This is a genomic window from Coraliomargarita algicola, assembly GCF_033878955.1.
GTDB classification, from domain to species: Bacteria; Verrucomicrobiota; Verrucomicrobiia; order Opitutales; family Coraliomargaritaceae; genus Thalassobacterium; species Thalassobacterium algicola.
Map to the genome: position 1 here is coordinate 332,193 of NZ_CP138858.1, position 22,326 is coordinate 354,518.

General features: G+C 51.9%; 19 protein-coding genes and 1 pseudogene. 14 read left to right on the forward strand and 6 right to left on the reverse strand.

Going from position 1 to position 22,326, the window contains the following annotated elements; translation table 11 throughout:
* The first annotated feature begins 7 nt into the window (after positions 1–7).
* The 6 genes from SH580_RS01175 to SH580_RS01200 all read left to right on the forward strand — a co-directional run bounded on the left by SH580_RS01175 (position 8) and on the right by SH580_RS01200 (position 4,120).
* Positions 8–1,126 (forward strand): sulfatase-like hydrolase/transferase, encoded by a 1,119-nt coding sequence (locus tag SH580_RS01175; protein WP_319833176.1) that lies wholly within the window; start codon positions 8–10, stop codon positions 1,124–1,126.
* Positions 1,057–1,527, forward strand: a complete 471-nt coding sequence (locus SH580_RS01180) for a sulfatase/phosphatase domain-containing protein (protein WP_319833177.1) — start codon at positions 1,057–1,059, stop codon at positions 1,525–1,527. The genes SH580_RS01175 and SH580_RS01180 overlap by 70 nt, the downstream gene beginning before the upstream one ends.
* 406 nt (positions 1,528–1,933) lie before the next feature.
* Positions 1,934–2,443: a PEP-CTERM sorting domain-containing protein gene (locus tag SH580_RS01185; protein ID WP_319833178.1), complete on the forward strand. Its 510-nt coding sequence runs from the start codon at positions 1,934–1,936 to the stop codon at positions 2,441–2,443.
* Between the two features lie 205 nt (positions 2,444–2,648).
* On the forward strand, positions 2,649–3,380 hold the full coding sequence (locus SH580_RS01190; protein ID WP_319833179.1) for a prepilin-type N-terminal cleavage/methylation domain-containing protein: 732 nt from the start codon (positions 2,649–2,651) through the stop codon (positions 3,378–3,380).
* On the forward strand, positions 3,380–3,721 hold the full coding sequence (locus SH580_RS01195; protein ID WP_319833180.1) for a sialate O-acetylesterase family protein: 342 nt from the start codon (positions 3,380–3,382) through the stop codon (positions 3,719–3,721). The genes SH580_RS01190 and SH580_RS01195 overlap by 1 nt, the downstream gene beginning before the upstream one ends.
* Positions 3,722–3,739: 18 nt before the next feature.
* Complete coding sequence (locus SH580_RS01200; RefSeq protein ID WP_319833181.1) at positions 3,740–4,120, forward strand: sialate O-acetylesterase; 381 nt, start codon at positions 3,740–3,742, stop codon at positions 4,118–4,120.
* A 93-nt stretch (positions 4,121–4,213) separates the two neighbouring features.
* Here SH580_RS01200 and lpdA read toward each other — a convergent pair whose 3' ends face one another.
* The 4 genes and pseudogenes from lpdA to SH580_RS01220 all read right to left on the reverse strand — a co-directional run bounded on the left by lpdA (position 4,214) and on the right by SH580_RS01220 (position 10,294).
* Complete coding sequence (lpdA, locus tag SH580_RS01205; RefSeq protein WP_319833182.1) at positions 4,214–5,620, reverse strand: dihydrolipoyl dehydrogenase; 1,407 nt, start codon at positions 5,618–5,620, stop codon at positions 4,214–4,216.
* A gap of 104 nt (positions 5,621–5,724) precedes the next feature.
* A pseudogene (gene odhB, locus SH580_RS01210) lies at positions 5,725–6,970 on the reverse strand (2-oxoglutarate dehydrogenase complex dihydrolipoyllysine-residue succinyltransferase).
* Positions 6,971–7,022: 52 nt separating this feature from the next.
* On the reverse strand, positions 7,023–9,779 hold the full coding sequence (locus tag SH580_RS01215) for a 2-oxoglutarate dehydrogenase E1 component (protein ID WP_319833183.1): 2,757 nt from the start codon (positions 9,777–9,779) through the stop codon (positions 7,023–7,025).
* Positions 9,780–9,937: 158 nt separating this feature from the next.
* Entirely contained in the window at positions 9,938–10,294 is a 357-nt protein-coding gene (locus SH580_RS01220; RefSeq protein WP_308948586.1) for a hypothetical protein, read from the reverse strand.
* A 146-nt stretch (positions 10,295–10,440) separates the two neighbouring features.
* Between SH580_RS01220 and SH580_RS01225 the strand changes: the two genes are divergently transcribed.
* The 6 genes from SH580_RS01225 to bshA all read left to right on the forward strand — a co-directional run bounded on the left by SH580_RS01225 (position 10,441) and on the right by bshA (position 18,278).
* Entirely contained in the window at positions 10,441–11,295 is an 855-nt protein-coding gene (locus SH580_RS01225; RefSeq protein WP_319833184.1) for a DUF2911 domain-containing protein, read from the forward strand.
* A 98-nt stretch (positions 11,296–11,393) separates the two neighbouring features.
* Positions 11,394–13,847: a PIG-L family deacetylase gene (locus SH580_RS01230; RefSeq protein WP_319833185.1), complete on the forward strand. Its 2,454-nt coding sequence runs from the start codon at positions 11,394–11,396 to the stop codon at positions 13,845–13,847.
* Positions 13,848–13,956: 109 nt separating this feature from the next.
* Positions 13,957–15,654, forward strand: coding sequence for a sodium:solute symporter family protein (locus SH580_RS01235; protein ID WP_319833186.1), 1,698 nt, complete (start codon positions 13,957–13,959; stop codon positions 15,652–15,654).
* Positions 15,651–16,421, forward strand: a complete 771-nt coding sequence (locus tag SH580_RS01240; RefSeq protein WP_319833187.1) for a hypothetical protein — start codon at positions 15,651–15,653, stop codon at positions 16,419–16,421. Before SH580_RS01235 ends, SH580_RS01240 begins: the two co-directional genes overlap by 4 nt.
* Positions 16,418–17,143, forward strand: a complete 726-nt coding sequence (locus SH580_RS01245) for a PIG-L deacetylase family protein (protein ID WP_319833188.1) — start codon at positions 16,418–16,420, stop codon at positions 17,141–17,143. Before SH580_RS01240 ends, SH580_RS01245 begins: the two co-directional genes overlap by 4 nt.
* Position 17,144: 1 nt before the next feature.
* The gene (gene bshA / locus SH580_RS01250; RefSeq protein ID WP_319833189.1) at positions 17,145–18,278 is read left to right on the forward strand and encodes an N-acetyl-alpha-D-glucosaminyl L-malate synthase BshA; all 1,134 of its coding nucleotides are present in this window, start codon (positions 17,145–17,147) and stop codon (positions 18,276–18,278) included.
* A gap of 142 nt (positions 18,279–18,420) precedes the next feature.
* Here the strand turns inward: bshA and sucD are convergent, their stop codons facing one another.
* Together sucD and sucC are read right to left on the reverse strand one after the other, a co-directional pair.
* Positions 18,421–19,305 (reverse strand): succinate--CoA ligase subunit alpha, encoded by an 885-nt coding sequence (gene sucD, locus SH580_RS01255; protein WP_308948576.1) that lies wholly within the window; start codon positions 19,303–19,305, stop codon positions 18,421–18,423.
* 35 nt (positions 19,306–19,340) lie between these two features.
* The gene (gene sucC / locus SH580_RS01260; protein ID WP_319833190.1) at positions 19,341–20,531 is read right to left on the reverse strand and encodes an ADP-forming succinate--CoA ligase subunit beta; all 1,191 of its coding nucleotides are present in this window, start codon (positions 20,529–20,531) and stop codon (positions 19,341–19,343) included.
* A gap of 268 nt (positions 20,532–20,799) precedes the next feature.
* On the opposite strand from sucC, the gene SH580_RS01265 reads away from it, so the two are divergent.
* Together SH580_RS01265 and SH580_RS01270 are read left to right on the forward strand one after the other, a co-directional pair.
* A complete protein-coding gene (locus SH580_RS01265; RefSeq protein ID WP_319833191.1) occupies positions 20,800–21,891 on the forward strand; it encodes a PAS domain-containing sensor histidine kinase in 1,092 nt (363 codons plus the stop codon).
* A 79-nt stretch (positions 21,892–21,970) separates the two neighbouring features.
* Complete coding sequence (locus SH580_RS01270; protein ID WP_319833192.1) at positions 21,971–22,321, forward strand: PEP-CTERM sorting domain-containing protein; 351 nt, start codon at positions 21,971–21,973, stop codon at positions 22,319–22,321.
* The last annotated feature ends 5 nt before the right edge of the window (positions 22,322–22,326 follow it).

Sequence of the window (22,326 nt, forward strand, 5' to 3'; positions counted from 1 at the left end):
TATAATCATGCATAAATCATTGTCACTTATTCTATTGAGCTTGTTGCCCCTGACTGGCCACATTTGCGCTCAAGCAAGCAAGCCCAGCCAACCCAATGTCATTTTCATACTGGCCGACGACCAACGCTTTGATTCGCTTGGAGTGACGGGCAACACGGTGACAGACACGGCGAACTTGGATCGCCTGGCGGGGGAGGGTGTGTTGTTTCGCAACGCCTTTGTGACGAGTCCCATTTGTGGCCCCAGTCGCGCCAATCTATTTACTTCACAATGGGAACGTCGCAATCGTATCGGCTTCAGCAGTGTATCCGGAAACAAGATACCTCAGGAACTCTTTGAAAATAGCTTCCTGATGCAGTTTAAACAGGCAGGCTATTCGACTGCCTTTATCGGCAAGCACCATACCAAGATTGTCGATCGGGGAAATACGCCTCTGCGCGAGAATGTTGACTTCTGCTATTTCGGGGAAGGGCACTTGGGCTTTTATCCCGGGGATCACGATAAGACATTTCGGAACTTAAAAAACAAGTCGCAGATCGAAGGACTCTTTGAGGCCTTTCAAGCCTACATCAAGCCCGGTTCGGAATACGATTATTTTTATGAGAATGCGGATGCCTCAGTTAAGGATTCGCTTCAGCAACGCGAGGCCGACAAGCCGTTTTGCGCTTGGATCAATTTCAACTTGCCGCACCAAGCCAGTCTGGGCGGCATGGGATCGCGCCCGGAGGATCCTGACTTTTACAGATCACTCTACCGTCAGAATCAATTTGAGGTGCCGGCAGGCTATCCCAATAATCTGACACTGCCTGAAAACGTGATCACACGCGAAGAGCAGCCGGGCTATTACAAATTTTCCGAGCAATCACTGCGCACTTCTTTGCTGCTGACTGCTCGTGGTGTGTATGGCATCGATCAGTTTGTCGGAGACTTGCGCAACTTGTTGGCCGAGCTGGATCTGGCTGAGAATACCATCATCGTATTCTTTTCTGACAACGGGCTCATGTATGGCGAGCACGGACTGGGGGGAAGACCATGCTCTACGAGGAATCCGTGCATGTGCCACTCATTGTTTATTCACCCTTCCTGGATGAAAGTCAGCGCGGCGGTGAACGTTCCGAGCTTGTGATCGGCCAAGACATACCCGCAACTTTGCTGGAGATGTGCGGGCTTGAAGTGCCCTCAACCTACCAAGGTGCGAGCATGCTGCCCTTAATGGAGGGGAAGTCCGTCGACTGGCGTCAGGAGATTTTCCTCGAAAACCTCTTCACTGACCAAGGCTATGCGCGTCAGGACGGCGTGCGCGGCGAGCGCTATAAATACATTCGTTATTATAGTAAAGATGACGATCGCAAGGCCTACTTGCCCGATGGTATCCCCGGTGAACAGCCCATCTACGAAGAACTCTTCGATCTTAAGTCCGACCCAAAGGAACAACGTAATTTAGTTAGTAACCCGGAGTATGCATCAGTCTTGAATGCCTATCGTCAGCGTTGTCTGGAACTGGATGCAGAGTTGTCGCCACGCTAAGGGCGCTGAGCCCCAAATTTACAGAATTATCAACCCCTGCGCAATCATTCTGTAAAACTCTGTAAATAATATAATTACTTAGATTATTTACATTGATTTTTTTACGACAAATGTATAACTACTTATATTTACTCTTAGGAAATTTTACTTCCTATACGTATAACCCTCAAAAGCAATAACCCTCAAAAACAATAGTTATGAAAAAATATACCTTACCTCTCTTTGGATTAATCATCAGTTCTGTATCTCAAGCAGACGTTACCTTTATCGATGGTACGACAGGCGGCGGCGATTTCGGAGCTGGCACGACAATTGGAACTACGGGAAATAATTTGAATTCTGGAGCGAGACCGATTGGAGCTACGCGAGTACGGAGCTAGACTGGGAAATTTCGGGAGGGCAAGCAGTGGCTGATTCGGTAGCGGGCACTGGTCTTGGGCAATTGTTTTTAAAGAGTGACTACTCCGTTGATGAGTGGTCTGGACTGACTCAGATCGAAGTTAGTTTTGATTGGAGTACATTGGTCGCTGGAGACACGATTGAGTATGCTTTAGCTGGTTGGGTGAATGATGGATCAGGCGTGAATACATTTGGATTGGCCAATGGTACTATCATTTCTGCAAGCACTCATTACGGCACTGGCACTTCTTTATTGGCATCAAGTTTAGTCGAGGTTGGCAGCGGTGCTTCTGAAGGCGATACGTTTTCGGCGACGATCGATTTTGCAACGATTGCAGGGGTTACGGAGTTGGCAGATTTTGATGCCTTCGGTATCATGTTTTTTAGCACAGTCGGCAGCGGTGGTCAGGTCACCGTTGATAATGTTACTCTGACTGCGATTCCAGAGCCTGGCAGCTATGCATTGCTCGCAGGTTTAACTTGTTTGGCATCTGTGTTGATCCGTCGTCGTCACTAAACTCTGCGCATACGTCGACTCTGCTCATTCTTGATATTAGGGTTATGGATCTGCTTTAGGATGTAGATCTGTTGAGTCCGGCATGCTTTAGGGAGTGTGCCGGACTTTTTTTTCGAATCAGAAATACTCTGATCTTTAGAACTGAATTGCTGGTGTCCGACGCGTATGTTTCACCCGTGAATTTGATGATTTATCCAAAGTTTTTATGAGATTAAAACAAATTTCCATGGTGCCTAGTTGCCTCCGCAAAGGGACAGCCGCATTTACATTAATTGAGCTACTTGCGGTGCTTGCTGTCATTGGTATTCTTGCCGCAATCTTGATCCCCGCCATTGGAAATGTGCGTGAGCGGGCGCAGGAAACGAAATGTTCGAGTAATTTACGGCAGTTGGCGCTGGCTTCTGTTGCCTACGCGTCGGATCACAAAGGAAACTTTCCTAGTCTTTATTCCGATGTTCCTGGTGAAATTGTTTGGATTGATCAAATTGCGCCTTATGTCGGTGGGGAAGATCAGAAGCGAATCATTGAGGTCATTAATTGCCCGTCAGCAGATTATTTCATGGAGTTTAATGGGGCACGTGCCGCGACGTATTCCTATGGATGGAACCCTCTATTGATTCCCGATAGCCGCGCAGATGATGAGGGCAATGTCGCTCCGCCGACTAAATTATTAAATGTTCAGCGTCCCAATGAGACCATTCTGCTGGCAGAGACGACGCAGCCAGATAATAGAAAGGGATGGGGGAAGGATTATTTTATTTCGGTTGGAGAAGGAATCTATAACCCAACAACTGCGGAAACTCTATTGTCAGATTCAGCCTATACTGGCTTTAGCGCCAGGCATGGGGATCGTGGAAACGCGGCTTTTGTAGATGGGCACGTGGAGTCATTCGCGATCGGTGAGATGAAGCAAAAACACGTCTATTTGGAGGATTAATGAAATTTATATCTATAATCACAATTCTTGGTTTAAGCGCAGTTTTACCTGTCATCGCCGCAGCTGATGAATCGCATCTTTTTATTCTCTCGGGGCAGTCGAATATGGCGAGGCTGGATCCACAGTTGTCCTTTGCCCCGACATTGGAAACTGCGTTTGGAGCCGACAATGTGACAATTGTAAAAGCTGCCTGGGGAGGTCAGCCCATTCGGCGTTGGTATAAGCAGTTGCAAGCGCAGGATAACTATGCAGAACAGGTCAGTGACGGAGCGGAAAGGAAAGAGCCGTCTAATGGGGATCTTTACAAGATACTTATGTCAAAGCTCCCGAAGGCGACTTAGGGGAAGGACTTTGCCAGTGTGACCTTTGTCTGGATGCAAGGGGAACGCGATGCAAAGGAGGCGCATGGCGATGTTTATGCTCAGAGCCTACGCGGACTGCTGCAACAGCTGGCGAACGATTTAGGCCGGCAGGATATTCATGTCGTGATTGGGCGTTTGAGTGACTATGATCTAACAAATGAGAAGTTTCCACACTGGACGATGGTACGAGAAGCTTTGATTGAGGTTGCTGAATCAGTAGCGCATGGCACTTGGGTCGATACCGACGATCTCAATGACGGGGTGAATCAGGATGGGCAAATAATTGAGAATGACCTGCATTACTCCGTCGAGGGCTATGAAGTCTTCGGACGACGTCTTGCCGAAGCAGCCATCCGCTTGATTCGGACAGCTAATTAACTTCAGAAGAGTCGTCGAATGTCAGAGGCCAGATATGAATCTCAATACGCAATGCTCGGTGAGTTGCTGCTGCCTGCAGGGGCTAATTGTTACTTACGCACTGTGGATTGCGTTGCCACCTACTGCGAGACCAGCTTCTTTCAGCGCTTCACTCATGGTGGGGTGGGCGTGAATTGTGCGGCCTAGATCTTCGGCGCTGCCGCCGTATTCCATGTGGGTGACTGCGGCGGCGATCAGTTCAGAGGCACCTTTACCAATAATTTGCACGCCCAGAATGCGATCTGTCTTCTTGCAAGCAGTTACTTTCACGAAGCCGTCGGTGCCGTCGCTGGCGATGGCTCGACCGTTGCCGGCGAAGTTGAACTTACCGGATTTGAACTCTACGCCTTTCTCTTTGGCTGCCGCTTCTGTTAGGCCGACACTCGCGAGCTCAGGTTCGGTGTAGATGACATTGGGGATGACGTCGTAATTGACGTGTCCTGCTTGTCCTGCAATACGCTCGACGCATGCCACCGCTTCTTCTTCGGCTTTGTGTGCAAGCATTGGCCCTGTGATGACGTCGCCAATGGCATAAATGCCGTCGGCCGAGGTCTTGAAGTGTTCACCGACAGGAATGCGACCTTTCTCATCGGTTTCGATGCCGAGAGTTTCGAGTCCGAGGCGCTCTGTGTAGGGTTGGCGACCGACGGCGACCAGGACTTTGTCCGCTTCGAATTCAATCGCTTTGCCGTCCTTTTCAGCGGTCAGGAATTGCTTGCCCTTGGATTTCTTGAGGCCGGTGACCTTGGTGTTTAAATTGAAGTTCAGGCCTTGCTTCTTGAACAGGCGTTCGGCCATTTTGGAAACGTCCTTGTCGAAGGTGGGCGCGATGGTCGGCAAAAACTCGATCACTTCCACTTGCGCGCCGAGGCGTGCCCACACAGAGCCTAGTTCCAGGCCGATGGCGCCGGCGCCGACGACTGCCAGTTTTTCAGGCACCTTGTCGAATGCAATCGCTTGGTCGCTGCTGACTACGGTCTCGCCATCAAACTTCAAGAAGGGCAGCTCAATCGTGGAAGAACCAGTTGCGATCAGGATGTGCTTGCCGCTTAGCTCGGTCTCATCTTTGGCGCCCTTCACACGCACTTTATTTTCGCCCGCCAACATGCCGAAGCCGTTAAACACTTTGATTTTGTTGGACTTCATCAAGAACTGCACGCCATTGCACAATTGGGCGACTGTCTTGTCTTTCTTCGCCATCAACTGCTCGATGCTGATCGAGAGATTCGTCAGGTCGATTCCATGCTCTGCTGCGCCATGTCCTGCGAAGTGATACATTTCGGTCGAGTGGAGCAGGGCCTTGCTAGGGATGCAGCCTACATTCAGGCAGGTGCCGCCAAGCGTCTTATCTTTTTCAATGATCGCAGTTTTGAGGCCGAGCTGTGCGCCGCGAATTGCAGCGACATAGCCGCCGGGGCCGGAACCGATAACGATCAAATCGAATGTATTTTCTGAGGACATGGAGAGTGAGTGAACCAGCTTTCTATTGACTGGCTTCCTGTTTAATTATATTAGAATTAAATAACTGGTGAAGGGGATGCCTGCTCGTTGGTAGGAGCGAGTAATTAAATTCCGAAGAGCAAACGGCTTGGATCTTCGATGGCTTCTTTAACTTTGACTAAGAAAGTAACGGCTTCTTTGCCGTCGATGAGACGGTGGTCGTAGCTCAGGGCTAGATATCATCGGGCGTGCGACGATCTCACCGTTAATAACGACTGCGCGCTCAGTGATGTTATGTAGGCCGAGAATTGCTGGTTGTGGGTGATTGACGATCGGTGTGCTGAGCATCGATCCGTAGATACCACCATTCGAGATGGTGAATACGCCGCCTTCGAGGTCGCTCATTTGGATTTTGCCTGCGCGTGCCGCTTTGGCGTAGTCCATGATATCACCTTCGATTTCTGCAAAGCCCTTTTTATCGCAATCACGTAGCACGGGCACCATGAGTCCCTTGTCTGTGCCGACGGCGACTCCAATGTCGTAGTAGTGTTGGGTGACGATTTCGTTGCCCTCAATGCGCGCGTTGACTTGAGGCACAGCTTGCAGTGCGTGCGTGACTGCCTTCGTGAAAAATGACATAAAGCCAAGCTTGAGGCCATGGCGTTCGACAAATTTTTCCTGATGCTGCTTGCGCAGTTTCATGACCGCACTCATGTCGACTTCGTTGAAAGTCGTCAGCATGGCAGCCTCTTGTGTCGCAGCTACCAGCCGTTCAGCGATCTTGCGACGTAGTGGCGACATCTTTTTGCGAGTTTCGTTGCGTTCTCCTGCGGGACTTGCTGCTGGGGTGGGGGCAGTCGGTTTGGGAGCTTCTTTTACCGGCGCAGGCGCGCTGGCAGCTTCGAGAATGTCGCTCTTGGTGACGCGCCCATCTTTGCCAGAGCCCGCAATTTTAGAGGTGTCGACGCCCGTTTCCTCGGCTGCTTTGCGAGCCGCGGGTGAGAGTGGCTTTGGCTCGGCTGCTGGGGTGGCTGGTGCCGTCTCACTGCTGGAGGCTGGCGCAGCGCTGCTGGGCTCGCTTTTACTTTCAGCGGGAGTCGCTGCCGGAGCGGCTGCAGCACTCTCCGGTGACGCGGCACTTTCATCGATCGTGGCGACCACCTGGCCGATGTCGACTTCGTCTTCGACTTCGACTTTGAGGGAGATGATACCCGCGACTTCGGCGTTCGCTTCAGAGGTGATTTTGTCGGTTTCCAGTTCGTAGAGAACTTGGTCTTTTTCGACGTAGTCGCCGTCTTTAACATGCCATGCAGCCAGGATGCCTGAGCTGATGGATTCGCCCATTGCGGGGATTTTTACTTCGGTAGCCATGATATTGAATTAAGTATTAAGATTATAGAAATCTGAGATCACGTTCGGATGCTTAAAGTGAGAAGGCTTTCTCGATGAGTTTCTTTTGTTCGTGACGGTGCATCGCCAGTGAGCCGACGGCGGGGCTGGCGGACTCCTTACGGCCTGCGTAGATCGGCAGCTGGCCGATGCTTTCCATCAGTCGAGGTGCAATGAAGCTCCAGGCTCCCATGTTCTTCGGCTCTTCCTGGCACCAAACGAAGCTCTTTGCTTTAGGATAATTGGCGGCGATTCGCTCGAGTAGATCCGTGTTGAGTGGATAGAGTTGTTCGATACGAATGATGGCTGTGTCCTTGATCTTGTGTTCCTGACGGTGCGAGGTCAGATCGTAGGACACTTTACCGGAGCAGAATATGATGCGTTTGGCTGTTTTACGGCTGACTGTTTCGTCGTCGAGTATGGACCAAAATTCGTTGTCGGTGAAATTCTCTACCCGTGAGACACAGTCTTTGTGACGTAGTAAGCTCTTAGGCGACATGATGATCAGTGGCTTTTTGAACTCACGTTTCATTTGTCGACGCAGCAGGTGGAAATACTGTGCAGGCGTGGTCACATTGCAGACTTGAATATTGTTTTCCGCACAAGCTTGCAGGAAGCGTTCGAGGCGTGCCGAAGAGTGCTCGGGGCCTTGCCCTTCGTAGCCGTGGGGGAGTAGCATGACCAGACCACTTAAGCGTCCCCACTTGGACTCGCTGCAAGTTATAAATTGGTCGATGATCACCTGAGCGCCATTCACAAAGTCGCCGAACTGAGCTTCCCAGATGCAGAGCATTTGAGGGTAATCGAGCGAGTAGCCATAATCGAAGCCGAGCACGGCCGCTTCGGAAAGCAGCGAATTGTGCACGCAAAATTGCGCTTGGCCTTCCTGTAGGTCAAGTAGCGGCACGTATCTTTCACGTGTCTGATTGTCGTAAAGGACCGAGTGTCGGTGGCTAAAGGTGCCACGCTCGCAGTCTTGCCCGCTCAGTCGAACGGGCGTGCCGTCGATGAGCAAACTACCAAAGGCCAAGGCTTCGCCCATGCCCCAGTCGATACCGGTATTTTCTTTGAACGCTTTGAGTTTCGTATTGAGTTGGCGGACGATTTTCTTGTTCGCATGAAAGCCTTCGGGCACATTTGCGAGTTGTTCCGCGATCATTTCCAGTTGCTCCTTGGGCACGCGGGTGTCGAAGCCCTTGAAGTTGTAAGGGGGCTGCTTTTTCGCATTGGATTCCGCAAAAGGATCGATCGATTCATCTTCACGGGCCTTGGCGGTTTCGAAGGCGACTTCAAGCTTCTTGTGGTAATCCGTCTCGATTGCCTTGACCTCTTCTTCGGTAAATTCGCCGCTGGCAATCAGGCGCTGCGCAAAGGCGCGACCGATGAGAGGCATTTCCGAAATGGTCTTATACAAAATTGGCTGCGTGAAGGCGGGTTCGTCGGCCTCGTTGTGGCCGTGTTTGCGCCAGCAATACATGTCGATCACTACATCACAGCCAAAGGTCTGTCGGTAGTCGAAGGCGGCCTCCACTGCTGCGACGACGGCCAGCGGATCGTTGCCATTGACGTGGAAGATGGGGGCTTCCACGATTTTGGCCACGTCAGTGCAGTAGCGGCTGGAGCGCGCCTCTGAAGGATCGGTGGTGAAGCCGATCTGATTGTTGATTACAAAGTGAATCGTGCCGCCCGTGCGGTAGCCCTTCAGCTGTGAGAAGTTAAAGACTTCGGCTACGATGCCTTGACCTGCGATGGCCGCGTCACCGTGAATGAGAATAGGCAATACACGCTTGCGATCGAGGTCCTCGCGAATGCGTTGACGCGCCCGTGCTTTACCTTCGACGACGGGATTGACCGCCTCCAAGTGGCTGGGGTTGGCTGCCAAGCGTATCTCGACCTCATGGCCATCCGTTGTCTTACGACTGGTTTCAAAGCCCAAGTGATATTTGACATCACCGTCGCCGTAAATGGTGTCGGGCACATAGTTCTCTGAGAACTCGCGAAAGATGTAGTCGAAGGATTTGCCCAGGAAATTGGCCAATACATTGAGACGGCCGCGGTGGGCCATGCCCATGACGATTTCGTCGACACCGTTCTTGCTGCAGCGCTCAAGCACGCTTTCCAGGCAGGCTATCAGTGTTTCGCCGCCTTCAAGTGAGAATCGCTTCTGACCGACATAGCGTGTCTGCAGAAAGTTCTCGAAGTCCTCGGCCTGCATGATGGTACTCAGGATCCGGTGCTTCTCTTCTTTTGTGAAGCGGGGGATGAAACACTCGGGCTCGATACGAGCCTGAATCCAACGGCGCTTGGGCGTCTCTTGAATGTGAATATACTCCGCGCCGATGGTGTGACAGTAAGTCTTTTCCAATCGTTCGATGAGCTCGCGCAGCGTCATCTCTGTGCCGCCTAGGTAGTTGCCCGTGTGGAATACACGCTCCAAGTCGGACTCTTCAAAACCGAGCCGCTCTAAAGTCAGACGCGGATTGGTGGGAGCTTCCTTCGTCAGCGGATTGAAGGCTGCGATGGTGTGGCCGATGGAGCGGTACGCGTAAATTAGGCCAATCGCGCGTGCTTGCCGTGTGGCATCACTGTCCGCTTGTGTGGGACTGACATTGGCAATGTCAGTGCCGGTTGAGGTGGCGGATGGATCGGATAGTTCCTCACTGGCGAGCTCGAAACCTTCAAAAAAGGCACGCCATTCAGCGTCGAGTTTTTCAGGGCTCGTGCGCCAAAGGTCGTAGTTTTCGTCGATCAAATCGGCATTCCAGCGATTCGCGATAGTTGAGTGATTCATGGAGATTTCTGGTGGGCAGTTGTGTGATCTCACGATTACTTCACACTTATTAGCAACACAAATCTTTATGCGAAGAATTGCTCGTTATTCGAAACTCTAATTTCAGGATTCCTTTTTAATTGCTGCCTGAATAGCGTTTGCCTTGATGTCAAGCTTATTTAGCTTCCGAAAGTATAGCTTTTTTCGTGGGTTTCTTCGTTGATCGCAAGGCGATCTTTGACGATTGGAAGGGTGAATACCACCGTTGGTTTATCCTCTTCACGTCCGGTGTAGGTGATCTGTCCTAGCCAGGGGCTATTTTTCTCGGTGAATGTATAGCCCTTAGTTTGTAGGTCTTTTCCGAGCGCATTCATTTTGGAGCGACTCATGCCGCTGCCTGCGAAGTCAAGCACGACATGGCCGTGTTGGCCTTTGTCTTGGTTGATCAGGCAGTCAACTTCCGGCGTGTGCTTGTGAACGGTAACTAGCAGCTTGGCGATTTTTTCGAGTCGGTGGCGTAGGCTTCGTGGTTTCATGGGGTGTATGATGGGACGCTTTTTCCTTAAATCAAGCTTCGCCCGCTTGCTGCGAATGTATTGGCGGCTTGGCCCATTTATGATGTGCTGGATAAAAACATAAAAATGTTGAAATAAAAGAAGGGTGCTAGGCTCGTAGCCTGTCTATGCGAATACCAAAAACCTTATCGATCGTTGCAGCTGCTATTTTACTCGGCGCTGCTGGCAGTTTTGCTCAAATTAAATCACCGGCAGCCAGTCCTTACTCGGAATTGAAGCAAATGGTCGGTGTGACCGAATTCACGGTGAAATATTCCAGGCCTGGAGTGAAGGGTCGTGAAGTGTATGGCCAGCTGGTGCCTTATGGCGAAATTTGGCGCACCGGAGCGAATGCACCGACAAAGATCGCCTTCGACTCAGAGGTGAATTTTGCGGGCAGCCCCATTCCGGCAGGGGAGTATGTGCTGTTCACCATTCCAGCGGAGGACGTATGGACTGTGATCGTTTATGCGGATACCGAGGTGCCGAGTGCAGGCGCCTACGATTCTAAGCAGGATGTTGCACGTGTGAAGGTCGAAGCCATCGAGCGTCCGAACTCGGTTGAAAACTTTACTATTGGCTTTGATGCGTTGCGAGATGAGTCGGCGACGCTCTTTCTTGATTGGGACAATGTGCGCGTGCCGGTGCAAATTACTGTGGATACGACGGCTCTAACAGCTGCCTCGATTGAAGCATCGCTCGCTAACATAAATGATTGGGGCGCGCGCGATTATGCCGATGCGGCTGAGTTTTATCATTCGAACGGCAAGGATTCCGAATTAGCCCTGGAGTGGATGCATAAAGCAGTTTCGATGAGTCCGAATGCATTCTGGTTGCAATATGGTTACGCCAAGATGCTGGCAGAGCAGGGGAATACGCAGCAAGCCTTGATGATGGCTAAGAAGTCTTTGAAAGGTGCTCAAGCAGCTGGCAATGCTGCCTACATTTCACGCAACGAAGCGCTCTTGGCTAAGATCCGTTAATTCTCTTTTTTTCTTTAATGAGCACCCGCCCCGATTGATCGGGGCGGGTATTCTTATATAGCGTCATGCGGATCCTCCATTCATTTCTCGTCTCTCTTATGCTGAGTCCATTTACAATAGCCGAATCTCGACCAATAGAACCGCTTGCGAGTGGTGCCTTGCAATTGAGTCTGCAAAAACTGGATACGCTCGGCAGCGTGCTGTACGTGGCCGCTCATCCGGATGATGAAAACACCAAGTTGATCGCCTATTTGGCCAACGGTGAACGGGTCGATACGACTTATTTGTCACTGACACGGGGAGACGGCGGGCAAAATTTAATTGGCGGTGATCTGGGGGAGAAGCTGGGAATGATTCGCACCCAAGAGTTACTGGCAGCGCGCCGCATCGATGGCGGGCAGCAGCGTTTTAGCCGCGCGATTGATTTTGGGTATTCCAAGACGCCCGAGGAGACGCTCGCAATTTGGGATCAAGATGCGGCGCTGGCAGATGTCGTTTGGGCAATACGTTCGCTGCGCCCGGATGTGATTATCACTCGCTTTTCTTTGGAAGCTGGCTATACGCATGGTCACCATACGGCATCGGCCCGTCTAGCTAAAGAAGCCTTTACCGCTGCGGCAGATCCGGCACGTTTTCCTGAGCAATTGGAATTTGTGGAGCCGTGGGCAGCCCAACGCTTGCTATGGAATACCTCTAAATGGTTTTACCAACGACGAGGGATTGAATTTGATACGAAGGATGTCTTTTTCGTCGAAACTGGTGGCTACAATCACTTACTCGGCGAAGCCTACAGTGAGATTGCGGCCCATAGCCGCACTTGCCACATGAGCCAGGGCTTTGGTGCCACTCCTGAGCTGGGAGAGTCCAAAGAATATTTCAAAACGCTCGCGGGCACGGAGCCTGAGGGCAGTTTATTTGCCGGTATTGACACCACTTGGGGGCGCGTAGCTAATTCCGAACCCGTGGCTGCCGCCATTCAAATGGCAATTGAACGCTTTAATCCCAGCAAGCCGGAAGCTGTGCTGCCGCAACTCCTTCAAGCGCATCGCGCTTTGAGTGCACTGCCAGCGAGCTTCTGGCAAAGTAAGAAATTACAAGAGCTTGAAGTTGTGATTGCGGCATGCCTCGCTCTCGATGTCGAGAGCATTGCTGCGTCGGCTTCTGCGGTGCCGGGGGCGGAAGTCGCGTTGGATTTGCGTGCGATTCAGCGTGCCTCGCTACCGGTGAGCATTGCTTTTGCCACGCGTCGAGCCGACTTGGCTCGCGCCAAAGTGTATGCCTTGCCCCGTAACCATTTGGTACATGTTTCCGAGACGGCTCAGATCGCCGCCAATGCATCTATTTCTCAGCCTTACTGGTTGCGTCAGCCAGCAGAGCGGGGGAGTTACATGGTGGATGAGCTGAGTCAAATTGGTGCTCCCGAGAATCCGGCTGCGATCCCCATCTATGTGCGGCTCATTGTTGATGGTGAATCGATTATTTTTACCATTCCGAGCACTTACAATTTTAACGATCCGATTCATGGAGAGAGCAAGCAGCCCTTTACGGTAACGCCGCCTGTGATGGTGAATCTTGAAGAAGGCACCCACATTTTGGGGCAAAATGAACCGCGCCAGTTTACGGCGAGGGTGATTGCAGCTAGCGAAATTGCAGCAGCCTCCGTTCACTTTGACGCGGGCGACGGCTGGCGTGTGGAGCCTGCGAGTATTCCATTTTCTTTGGAGGCGGGCAAAGAGTTGCAAGTCACTGCCAAGTTAATTCCACCTACAGCTGCGAGTCGAACGAGCTTGCGCGCATCTGTTGAGTTTGAGGGGCAGCTCTATACCCGCGGTTACGAGGCCTTGGATTACCAGCATATCCCCCAGCAGACCTTATTCCCTACCGCGACCGCAGCTGCAGTCTTACTTGACGTCAAGATCGCTGGTGAGCGGATCGGCTACATCCCCGGTGCCGGCGATACCATTCCGGAGGCGCTACGGCGTATTGGCTACGCGGTCGATACTCTAACTGAGGCAGATATGAATCCTGAGACACTGGCGGCTTACGACACAGTTGTATTTGGTATCCGTGCTTTGAATACTAATGATCGCATCGCGTTTTACATGCCTGCGCTGTTTGAATATGCACAGCAGGGCGGGGTCGTGGTGATGCAGTATAATACAAATCGTGGTTTGAAGACTATGGAGTATGCCCCCTTCCCATTCACTATTACACGCGATCGTGTGACCGATGAAACGGCGAGCATGCGCTTTCTCGCGCCAGATCACCGAGTGCTGCAGTTTCCCAATACGATTACCACGGCCGACTTCGAGGGCTGGGTGCAAGAGCGTGGCCTCTACTTCGCCGGTGACTGGGACGAGGCTTATACGCCTATTTTTGCTGCCAACGATCCCGGTGAATCTCCGCTCGCGGGCAGCCTGCTGATCGCCCCCATCGGCGAGGGATACTACGTGTATAGTGGCTTGTCCTGGTTCCGTCAGTTGCCAGCTGGTGTGCCAGGGGCTTATCGCCTATTTGCAAATTTAATGTCGCTGGGGCAGCCTGCTGAATGATGAGAAAAACGATACCAAAACCTATAAACTGGCGCACTGTTTATATGGCCACTTTTGTCTGGCTAGTCGTGCTCATTGTGCTGATGCGCTTGTTAACGAAAGCCTATTCATGAGCCCTGCGGATTGGATTGTTCTCTTCTCGACTGTGCTCGGCATCGTTGGTTACGGGCTCTGGACGGCTCGGCGTCACCGCAGTGCCAACGACTATTTACGCGGCGGCGCTGATTTGAAATGGAGCACCATTGGGCTGTCGGTCATGGCGACGCAGGCCTCGGCGATCACCTTTCTCTCCACTCCGGGGCAAGGCTACGAAGGAGGGCTGGCCTTTGTGCAGAATTACCTGGGGCTGCCAATCGCGATGATCTTGATTTGCGCAGTCTTTATTCCGATTTACCACCGCTTACAAGTCACCACCGCGTATGAGTTTTTGGGGCAGCGCTTTGATCAAAAAACGCGACTCCTCGCGGCAGGCCTCTTTTTAGTGCAGCGCGGTTTGGCGGCCGGCATTACCATTTATGCGCCTGCGATCATTGTATCCAGCGTCTTTTATTGGCCATTGGGACCGACTATTTTGGTGACGGGAGTGCTGGTCATTCTCTATACGGTTACGGGAGGCACGCGCACGGTGAGCCTGACACAGAAGTATCAGATGCTCATCATATTGATCGGTATGACGATTGCCTTTGGCTACGTTGTGAACGGCCTGCCCGAGCATGTTAGTTTTGGCGATGCGCTCTATATCGCAGGCATGCACGACCGCTTAGAGGCGATCAGTTTTTCCTTCGACCCGAGTCAGCGTTACACCATCTGGACGGGCTTAATCGGAGGCACATTCCTGGCACTGTCCTATTTCGGCACCGATCAATCGCAAGTGCAGCGCTACCTCGCCGGGAGCTCCGTGACAGCAAGTCGCTGGGGGCTCATTTTTAATGCGGTGCTCAAGATTCCGATGCAGTTTGCGATTCTTTTATTGGGCGTGCTGCTCTTTGTCTTTTACCAGTTTCAACAGCCGCCGATCTTTTATAATGAAGCGACGATTGAGCAAATATCACCTGAGCAACTCGCTCCGATTGAGTCGCAGTTTCAAGCGGCCTTCCAAGCGCGTGGCACTCTGTTGGAAACTGCTCTGAGCGAGCGCCAAATTCATGGCTCCGCAAGTGCAGAAACCAAGACGGCGATTTTAGAGCAAAGCGCATTGATGGAGCAGCAGCGTGGCGTGTTTAAACAAGTGCTGAGCGCTGAGAATCCGGATGCAGATACACAAGATGCCGATTATATTTTTCTGCACTTCGTGTTGGATAACTTGCCCGCCGGGCTGGTGGGGCTACTCGTCGCAGTGATCTTTCTTGCCGCAATGTCGTCGACCGCATCTGAGCTGAATGCACTGGCCTCTACCACTATGGTGGATGGTTATAAGACTCTGGTGCATCCGCGCGGGAGTGATGGGCACTACGTTTGGGTGGCTCGTATTCTGACGCTCGCTTGGGGGATTGTTGCGGTCAGCTTTGCGATGACTTTGACTTTATTTGATAACTTGATCGAGGCGGTCAATATTATCGGCTCCTTATTCTATGGCACCATTCTGGGCATCTTTTTAGTCGCTTTCTTTCTCAAACGTATCGGTGGGCATGCCGCCTTTATTGGTGGGCTGTGTGCCGAAGCCATCGTATTGACGCTCTATTTCTCACCCATAGATATCGGCTATCTGTGGTTCAATTTAATCGGCTGTATTCTCGCTGTTTTGATTGCCCAACTGGTGCACATTCTTCTCAAGCTCAGCCATAAGAATCCCACCCAGTCCCTATGAGTCAGGCACCCGTAATATGTTTTGGTCAGCAACCCTGTGGCTTCTTGCCGCGTCGCTTTCTATTTGCCAAGTTTCAGACCGCACGGCGTTTGCAGGCTGAGCTGGGCGGGCGTATCGTGTTCTTCTATCACGATAGCGATCACGATCCACGCGAGACGCAGACCGTGGTCAAGGACTTGAGCTCCGGCGCGCGCCAAACTTTGAATTTTGCCTTCGCGAATAAAATTCAGAAGAAATACTCCCCGCTCTATGCGAAACGAGTCGATCGCCAGTGGCAAGCAAGCCTCGCGCGTCAGTTGCCTAAGTATTTGAAGGCTGAATACGTGCCTGTCTTCGAAGCCATACAAGCGGACAATGTGGCCGATTTCTGCCTCGAAATGTATCAAGCGCTCGGCTTGCTGGATGGCATCGAGGTGCTGCGTTCCAGTGATCCTCAGTTTCGTGAGCAGGCGAGTGACATCGACGATTTTTTTGTCGATGTCAGCTATCAGGATGAATGGGTACGCGCGCGCTATGATCCGCAGCACGGCCTACGTCTGCATCGTGGGGGAAGTGCCTATATCGATCTACCGAGCCAGCAGTGGCAGCGTTCGCAAGTCAGTCCCTCGCGAGATACGCGCTTAGGTTGGATGCAGTCTGTGATTCAGTGCACCCACTATGTCGCGGGGGCAGGGGAAATGAACTATCTCAATACCGCGGACGCGCCAGAGATTCAATTTATTAAACGCGACGAAATTTCCGATTCAAGTGAGGCCTATCTACCATGAAACAGCACGCAGCACCACTCAAACTACTCGCCATAGGCGCGCACCCCGACGACCTCGAGTTCGGCATGGGCGCGGTTTTGCTTAAGGAGTATGCCCAAGGCACTGAAATCTCGATAGTCGTGACTTCGAAGGGAGAGGCTGGCTCGGCGGGCACCCCCCGTATTCGCGAAGCCGAAACGCGTGCTGCAGCCGAGCTATTAGGTGCATCGGAGCGGCTTACATTTTTAGATTTCGGTGGGGACGGCTTGCAAAGCGCTACGCCTGAAAATGCCCTGCAACTCGCTCGTATCATCCGTGAATTTCGGCCAGATATTATTTGCGCGCCCTCGCTGAGCACCAACCAGCATCCCGACCATTGTGCGGTGGGCAATGCCACTCGTAATGCCTGTCGTCTGGCTCGCTATGGAGGCTTGCAGGCACTGGCAGGGCTGTCGCCCCATGCGGTTGGCTCGCTATGGTTCTACTCGATTACAGCGCAGGAAGAACAGCCGCTGTCTGCGGCCACTCTAGTCGATGTTTCTGAGATGGCTGAGGCGTGGCAGCAGCTGATGGCCTGCCACGCCTCACAAGTGAGCCAGCGCGCATATATTGAGCTACAGTTGACACGTGCGCAGCAGCTCGGAGTCATGGCGGGCTGTCCTTACGCGATCGCACTCTGGCCCAACGATCCACCCGTGGTCCAGAGCTTGGCACAGTTGCACCGCACCGCACGCGCATTCTAATATGAGGTCTCGACTTAAGATTGGTATGGTTTGCTACCCCAGCATCGGGGGCAGTGGTATCGTGGCCACAGAGCTCGGAATGTTGCTGGCGGCGGCCGGACATGAAATACATTTTATCAGTTACGAGCGGCCCGTCCGCTTAAAGTGCGGCGAGAACTTGTTCTTTCATCCCGTGGTGGTGAATGAATACGCACTCTTCAAATATCCGGATTATACGCTGCCACTTTCGGTGCGTATTATGGAGGTCTGCGAAGAGCATCAACTCGACATACTGCACGTGCACTACGCAGTGCCACATGCCACAGGTGCTTTGTTGGCCAAGCAGATGCTAGGGCAGAAGAAGTTGCCCGTCATTGTCACTACATTGCATGGGACGGATACGAATTTATTGGGAAAAGATCCGCACTATCGGCCGATTATAAAGTATTCGATCGAGAACTCCGATGGTGTGACAACGGTGTCGGAGAGCTTAAAAGCGCAGACCATTGAGACCTTTGAAGTGCAGCACCCCATCACGGTTATTCCTAATTTTTACGCTCCCGGCCCCATCACACAATCGAGAGAGGAGGTGCGGCAAATGCTGCAGGTTCGCGACTCGGAGTATTTACTCTTGCACATGTCGAATATACGGCCGGGCAAGCGCGTGGCCGATCTACTTACAGCGCTCGCGCGATTGAAAAATCGCAAACAAGTTAAATTACTCATTCTCGCGGGCGGCGATTTCGAGCCGTATCAAGCCGATCTAATTCGCCTGGGCATTCAGGATCGAGTCATCGTGATACGAGATGTCAAAGAGATCGAAGACTATTTGAACGCCTGTGATCTGGGGGTGTATGCCTCGGAGGCGGAAAGCTTTGGACTGAGTATTTTAGAGACGCTTGCGCACGGTAAAGCTGTCGTCGCTACTGAAGTCGGTGGCATCCCCGAGGTGGTGCAAGACGGGCGTACGGGCCGACTCGTGCCAGCACACAGCCCCGGTGCAATTGCAGCCGCAATCGACCAATTGATTGAAGAGCCCCAGCGTATGCAAGCTATGGGATTGGCTGCAGCTAAAGAGGCGCAAGCGCGATTTGCACCGCCCGTCATACGGGATCAGTATCTTGCGTATTATCGAGATTTGCTCGCAGCTCGTTAGTCCTGCAGTGCTGCGGTGAGTTGATCGCAGCACTGCGACTTATTCATAAAAAAGCCTGCCCGGGCGGATCGGCCACGGGCAGACTGAAAATGTGTGATTCAGGCCAGCTTGCATGCTGTGCCTGCTTCGTTCTGAGCTTCAATTAGCCCTTGTAGATCTTGAGCAGTGCGTCAGCGATTTCGGATGGGTTACGTGCGATTGATACGCCCGCATCTTCCATCGCTGCAAACTTGGCTTCGGCTGTGCCGGCGCCACTTGCAGAGACGATCGCTCCAGCGTGGCCCATTGTGCGGCCCTTGGGAGCAGAGGCACCTGCGATGAAACCAGCGACTGGCTTCTTCACGTGCTCCTTGATGTAAGCGCAGGCTTCTTCTTCCGCGCTGCCACCGATTTCACCAATCATGATGATTGCGTCTGTTTCAGGATCTTCGTTGAGCATGCGCACCGCGTCCAATTGCGAAGTGCCATTGATGGGGTCACCACCGATGCCGATGCAAGTGGATTGACCATGGCCGCGTTGTGTGAGTTGCCAGACCGCCTCGTAGGTGAGGGTGCCGGAGCGGGAGACCACACCGACACGACCTGGCTTGTGAATGTAGCCAGGCATGATGCCGATCTTACATTCGCCCGGTGTGATGATACCTGGGCAATTGGGACCGATCAGGCGAGTCTTTGTGTTGTGGAAGTAGAGGCGGCGACGCACTTCTGCCATGTCACGCACGGGCACACCCTCAGTGATGCAAATGACAAGAGGGATTTCTGCTTCGATGGCCTCGAGGATCGAGTCCGCTGCGAAGGCTGGTGGCACATAGATGACGGAGACGTTGGCGCCGTGTTGTTCGACTGCTTCGGCGACTGTATTGCATACAGGTACCTTGCCTTCCCACATTTGACCGCCCTTGCCGGGAGTCACACCAGCGACGACATTTGTGCCGTATTCGATGCATTGTTGTGTGTGGAAGGTGCCGGTCTTACCGGTGATCCCTTGAACGACGAGACGTGTGTCTTTGTTAACGAGAATACTCATTGGAATGTTGTGTTAAATGTGATCGTTATTGGGATTTAGTCAGCGTTCTTGACTTGTTCTACGATGATCTCGGCGGCTTGAACCAAGCTGTCCGCAGGTGTCAAAGCGACACCACTTTCGCGCAGGATCTTCTTACCAGCTTCGACATTGGTGCCTTCGAGACGCACCACCAATGGCACTTTAATTTCGACATTCTTCGCCGCAGCCACGATGCCGTTGGCGATCACGTCGCACTTCATGATACCACCGAAGATGTTCACGAGGATACCCTTCACATTGGGGTCGGACAAAATGATTTTAAAAGCAGCAGTGACCTGGTCTTCGTTGGCGCCTCCGCCCACATCCAGGAAGTTGGCGGGTGAACCACCAAAGCTTTGAATGATGTCCATCGTCGCCATGGCCAGACCTGCGCCGTTGACCATACAAGCGATGTTACCATCGAGTGCGATGTAGGCCAAATTGTGCTTCGAGGCTTCGATCTCTTTAGGATCTTCTTCATTCAAGTCGCGCAGCTGTTGAATTTCCGGGTGTTGGAAGATCGCATTGCTGTCGAAGGAAACCTTGGCATCGAGTGCGATGAGTTGACCCTGCTTGGTGGTGACCAGTGGGTTGATCTCGACCAGCATCGCATTCTTTTCCCAGAACATCTTGTAGAGACCTGTGAGGATGCGTGCAAACTGCTTGACCTGTTCGCCGGCAAAGCCGAGGGCAAATGCGACGCGGCGGCAGTGGTAGTGGCGCAAGCCCATTGTGGGCGAGATGGGCACACGGATGATTTTTTCCGGAGTCTTCTCGGCGACCGCTTCGATATCCATGCCACCTTCAGTCGAGGCGATCACGACAGATTGTGCTGTTTCGCGATCCAGGACGATTGCGAGATAATACTCGTGATCAATATCACAAGCCTCCGTGAAATAAAGCGTCTGTACCTTACGGCCTTCAGGGCCCGTCTGTGCAGTAACGAGCGTGTTATCTAACATGTGATTGGCCGCTTCCTGGGCTTCTTCACGGTTTTTGACCACCTTAACGCCACCTTTGTAGCCATCGGTGAAAGTTCCCTTGCCGCGGCCACCTGCGTGGATTTGGGCCTTCACAACGATCATGTCGTCGCCAAGGTGGGAGATAGCGGTTTCAACTTCTCGGGAATTTGTCGCAGCGTAACCGCGTGGGACGGGTACTCCGTATTCCTGAAGAAGGCGTTTGGCCTGATACTCGTGGATATTCATCTGTTTATACTTAGGTTTGTTAAAGACACGAAAGCGTCGTAAATGCCAAAGCAGATGTTGCGGTGCAATCTCTTTTGAAATATTTTCGCAAAAGAAATCGGGGCCAGTCCTGTTTTAGACGAAAGTAACCGGCTATAATCAAGGCAGCGTCGCCATTAGATCGTATCTTGGCATGCTCGGAAGACGCCCTCACTTAGAAGTCGACGAAAACCGTATTGCTCGTTTGTGTAGTGATGGTCACCCAACTTATAGATTCTTTTACAGTAGTATGCCCGGTATCGATGACTCTAATTTTGAATATGCGGTAGATCCCTTTTTCGAGACTTCGCCAGACATGCTTTGCATTGCTGGTTTTGATGGCTATTTTAAGCGTATAAACCCCGCGGTCAGTCACACCTTAGGTTACAGTGAAGCGGAGCTATTGTCGCGCCCGATCCGTGATTTTATTCATCCCGATGACCTTGAACTCACCGCGCAACATCGCACGGCGGTATTAAATGGCAAGCCACTGCTCAATTTCGAGAATCGATATCTACACCAAGACGGTAAGACTGTATGGCTGTCCTGGAACTCGATTCCCATGAGGGACCAGCAATTAGTCTATGCGATCGCTAAAGATATCTCTCACATCAAGTCTCGTGAGGCCCATCGCAACCGCTTGCTAACTGAACTGGCCGAGACGAATCAAAGACTCAAACACCTCACCAATGCGACTGCGCATGACATCCGTTCGCCAGTCGCGGGTTTGATTGCTTTAAGCAGCTTAATTGATACCAGTAAAATTGAGGATGCGGCCACACTCGAAATCCTGGATGTGCTCGCACTCTCCGCCGAAGATTTATTGAAGATGTTGGATCGCTATGTCGATAATCTCAATGCTGAGGAGCATCAATCGATGTTGGAAGTGCTTCATTTCGAAGAAGTTTTCAATCAAGTAAAGGCATCCATTCACCATTTGGTCGAACGCTCCCATGCGAGTATACGGTTCGTCTTGGATGCATGCCCCTGCGTTTGTTTCAATCGCAGTTATCTCGAAGGCATCTTTATGAATTTGCTGACTAATTCATTGAAGTATGCACATCCCGACCGCGGCTTAGAGATCCGCATTCGCTCACGAAAAGTGGAGCGAGGGGTCGAACTCGAATTCACGGACAATGGCATCGGCTTTGACGCCGAGTATAATCGTGATCTTGTCTTTAAATTGCATCAAAAGTTTCACGATCGCGCGGATAGTAAAGGCGTTGGCCTGTATTTAGTTCACCACTATATGACAAGTCTTGGAGGGACCATCTCGGTGACTAGTCAAGTCGGGGAGGGGACGCGCTTTATGTTATATTTTCCTGACTATATTGCATCTTAGCATTAGCGATGCGAGCGGGAGGGACCTTAAGGATGAAGCTGCTAATTCCAGCTTTCGTTCTCGCACAACAAGTTACAACATGTCGCGTGGCCCTGGTGACGTGAGTGTCGCGGGGAGTCTTTTCACGCATCCGGAGTTAACTCAGGCCACAGGCTATCATTTTGAGTTGTCAGTCACGAAGAATGATTCGGGCAATTTCGATATGGTGTATTCGATCAACTCTACGATTGTCAGCAGTCAGTCGATTGCGGCAGGAGACCTGGCGACTTCAGACGACCTTATTACAGGGATCGCATTTCGCCATGGTTCCGGCGGAGGTGTCACTTATTTAGATAATGTTTTTGTCGAAGTTATTCCAGAGCCAGCAACAGCAGGTTTGCTGATGGGGCTCTGTGTATTCGGCTCAATCGTTTGCATGCGTCGTCGTTAGAGCGC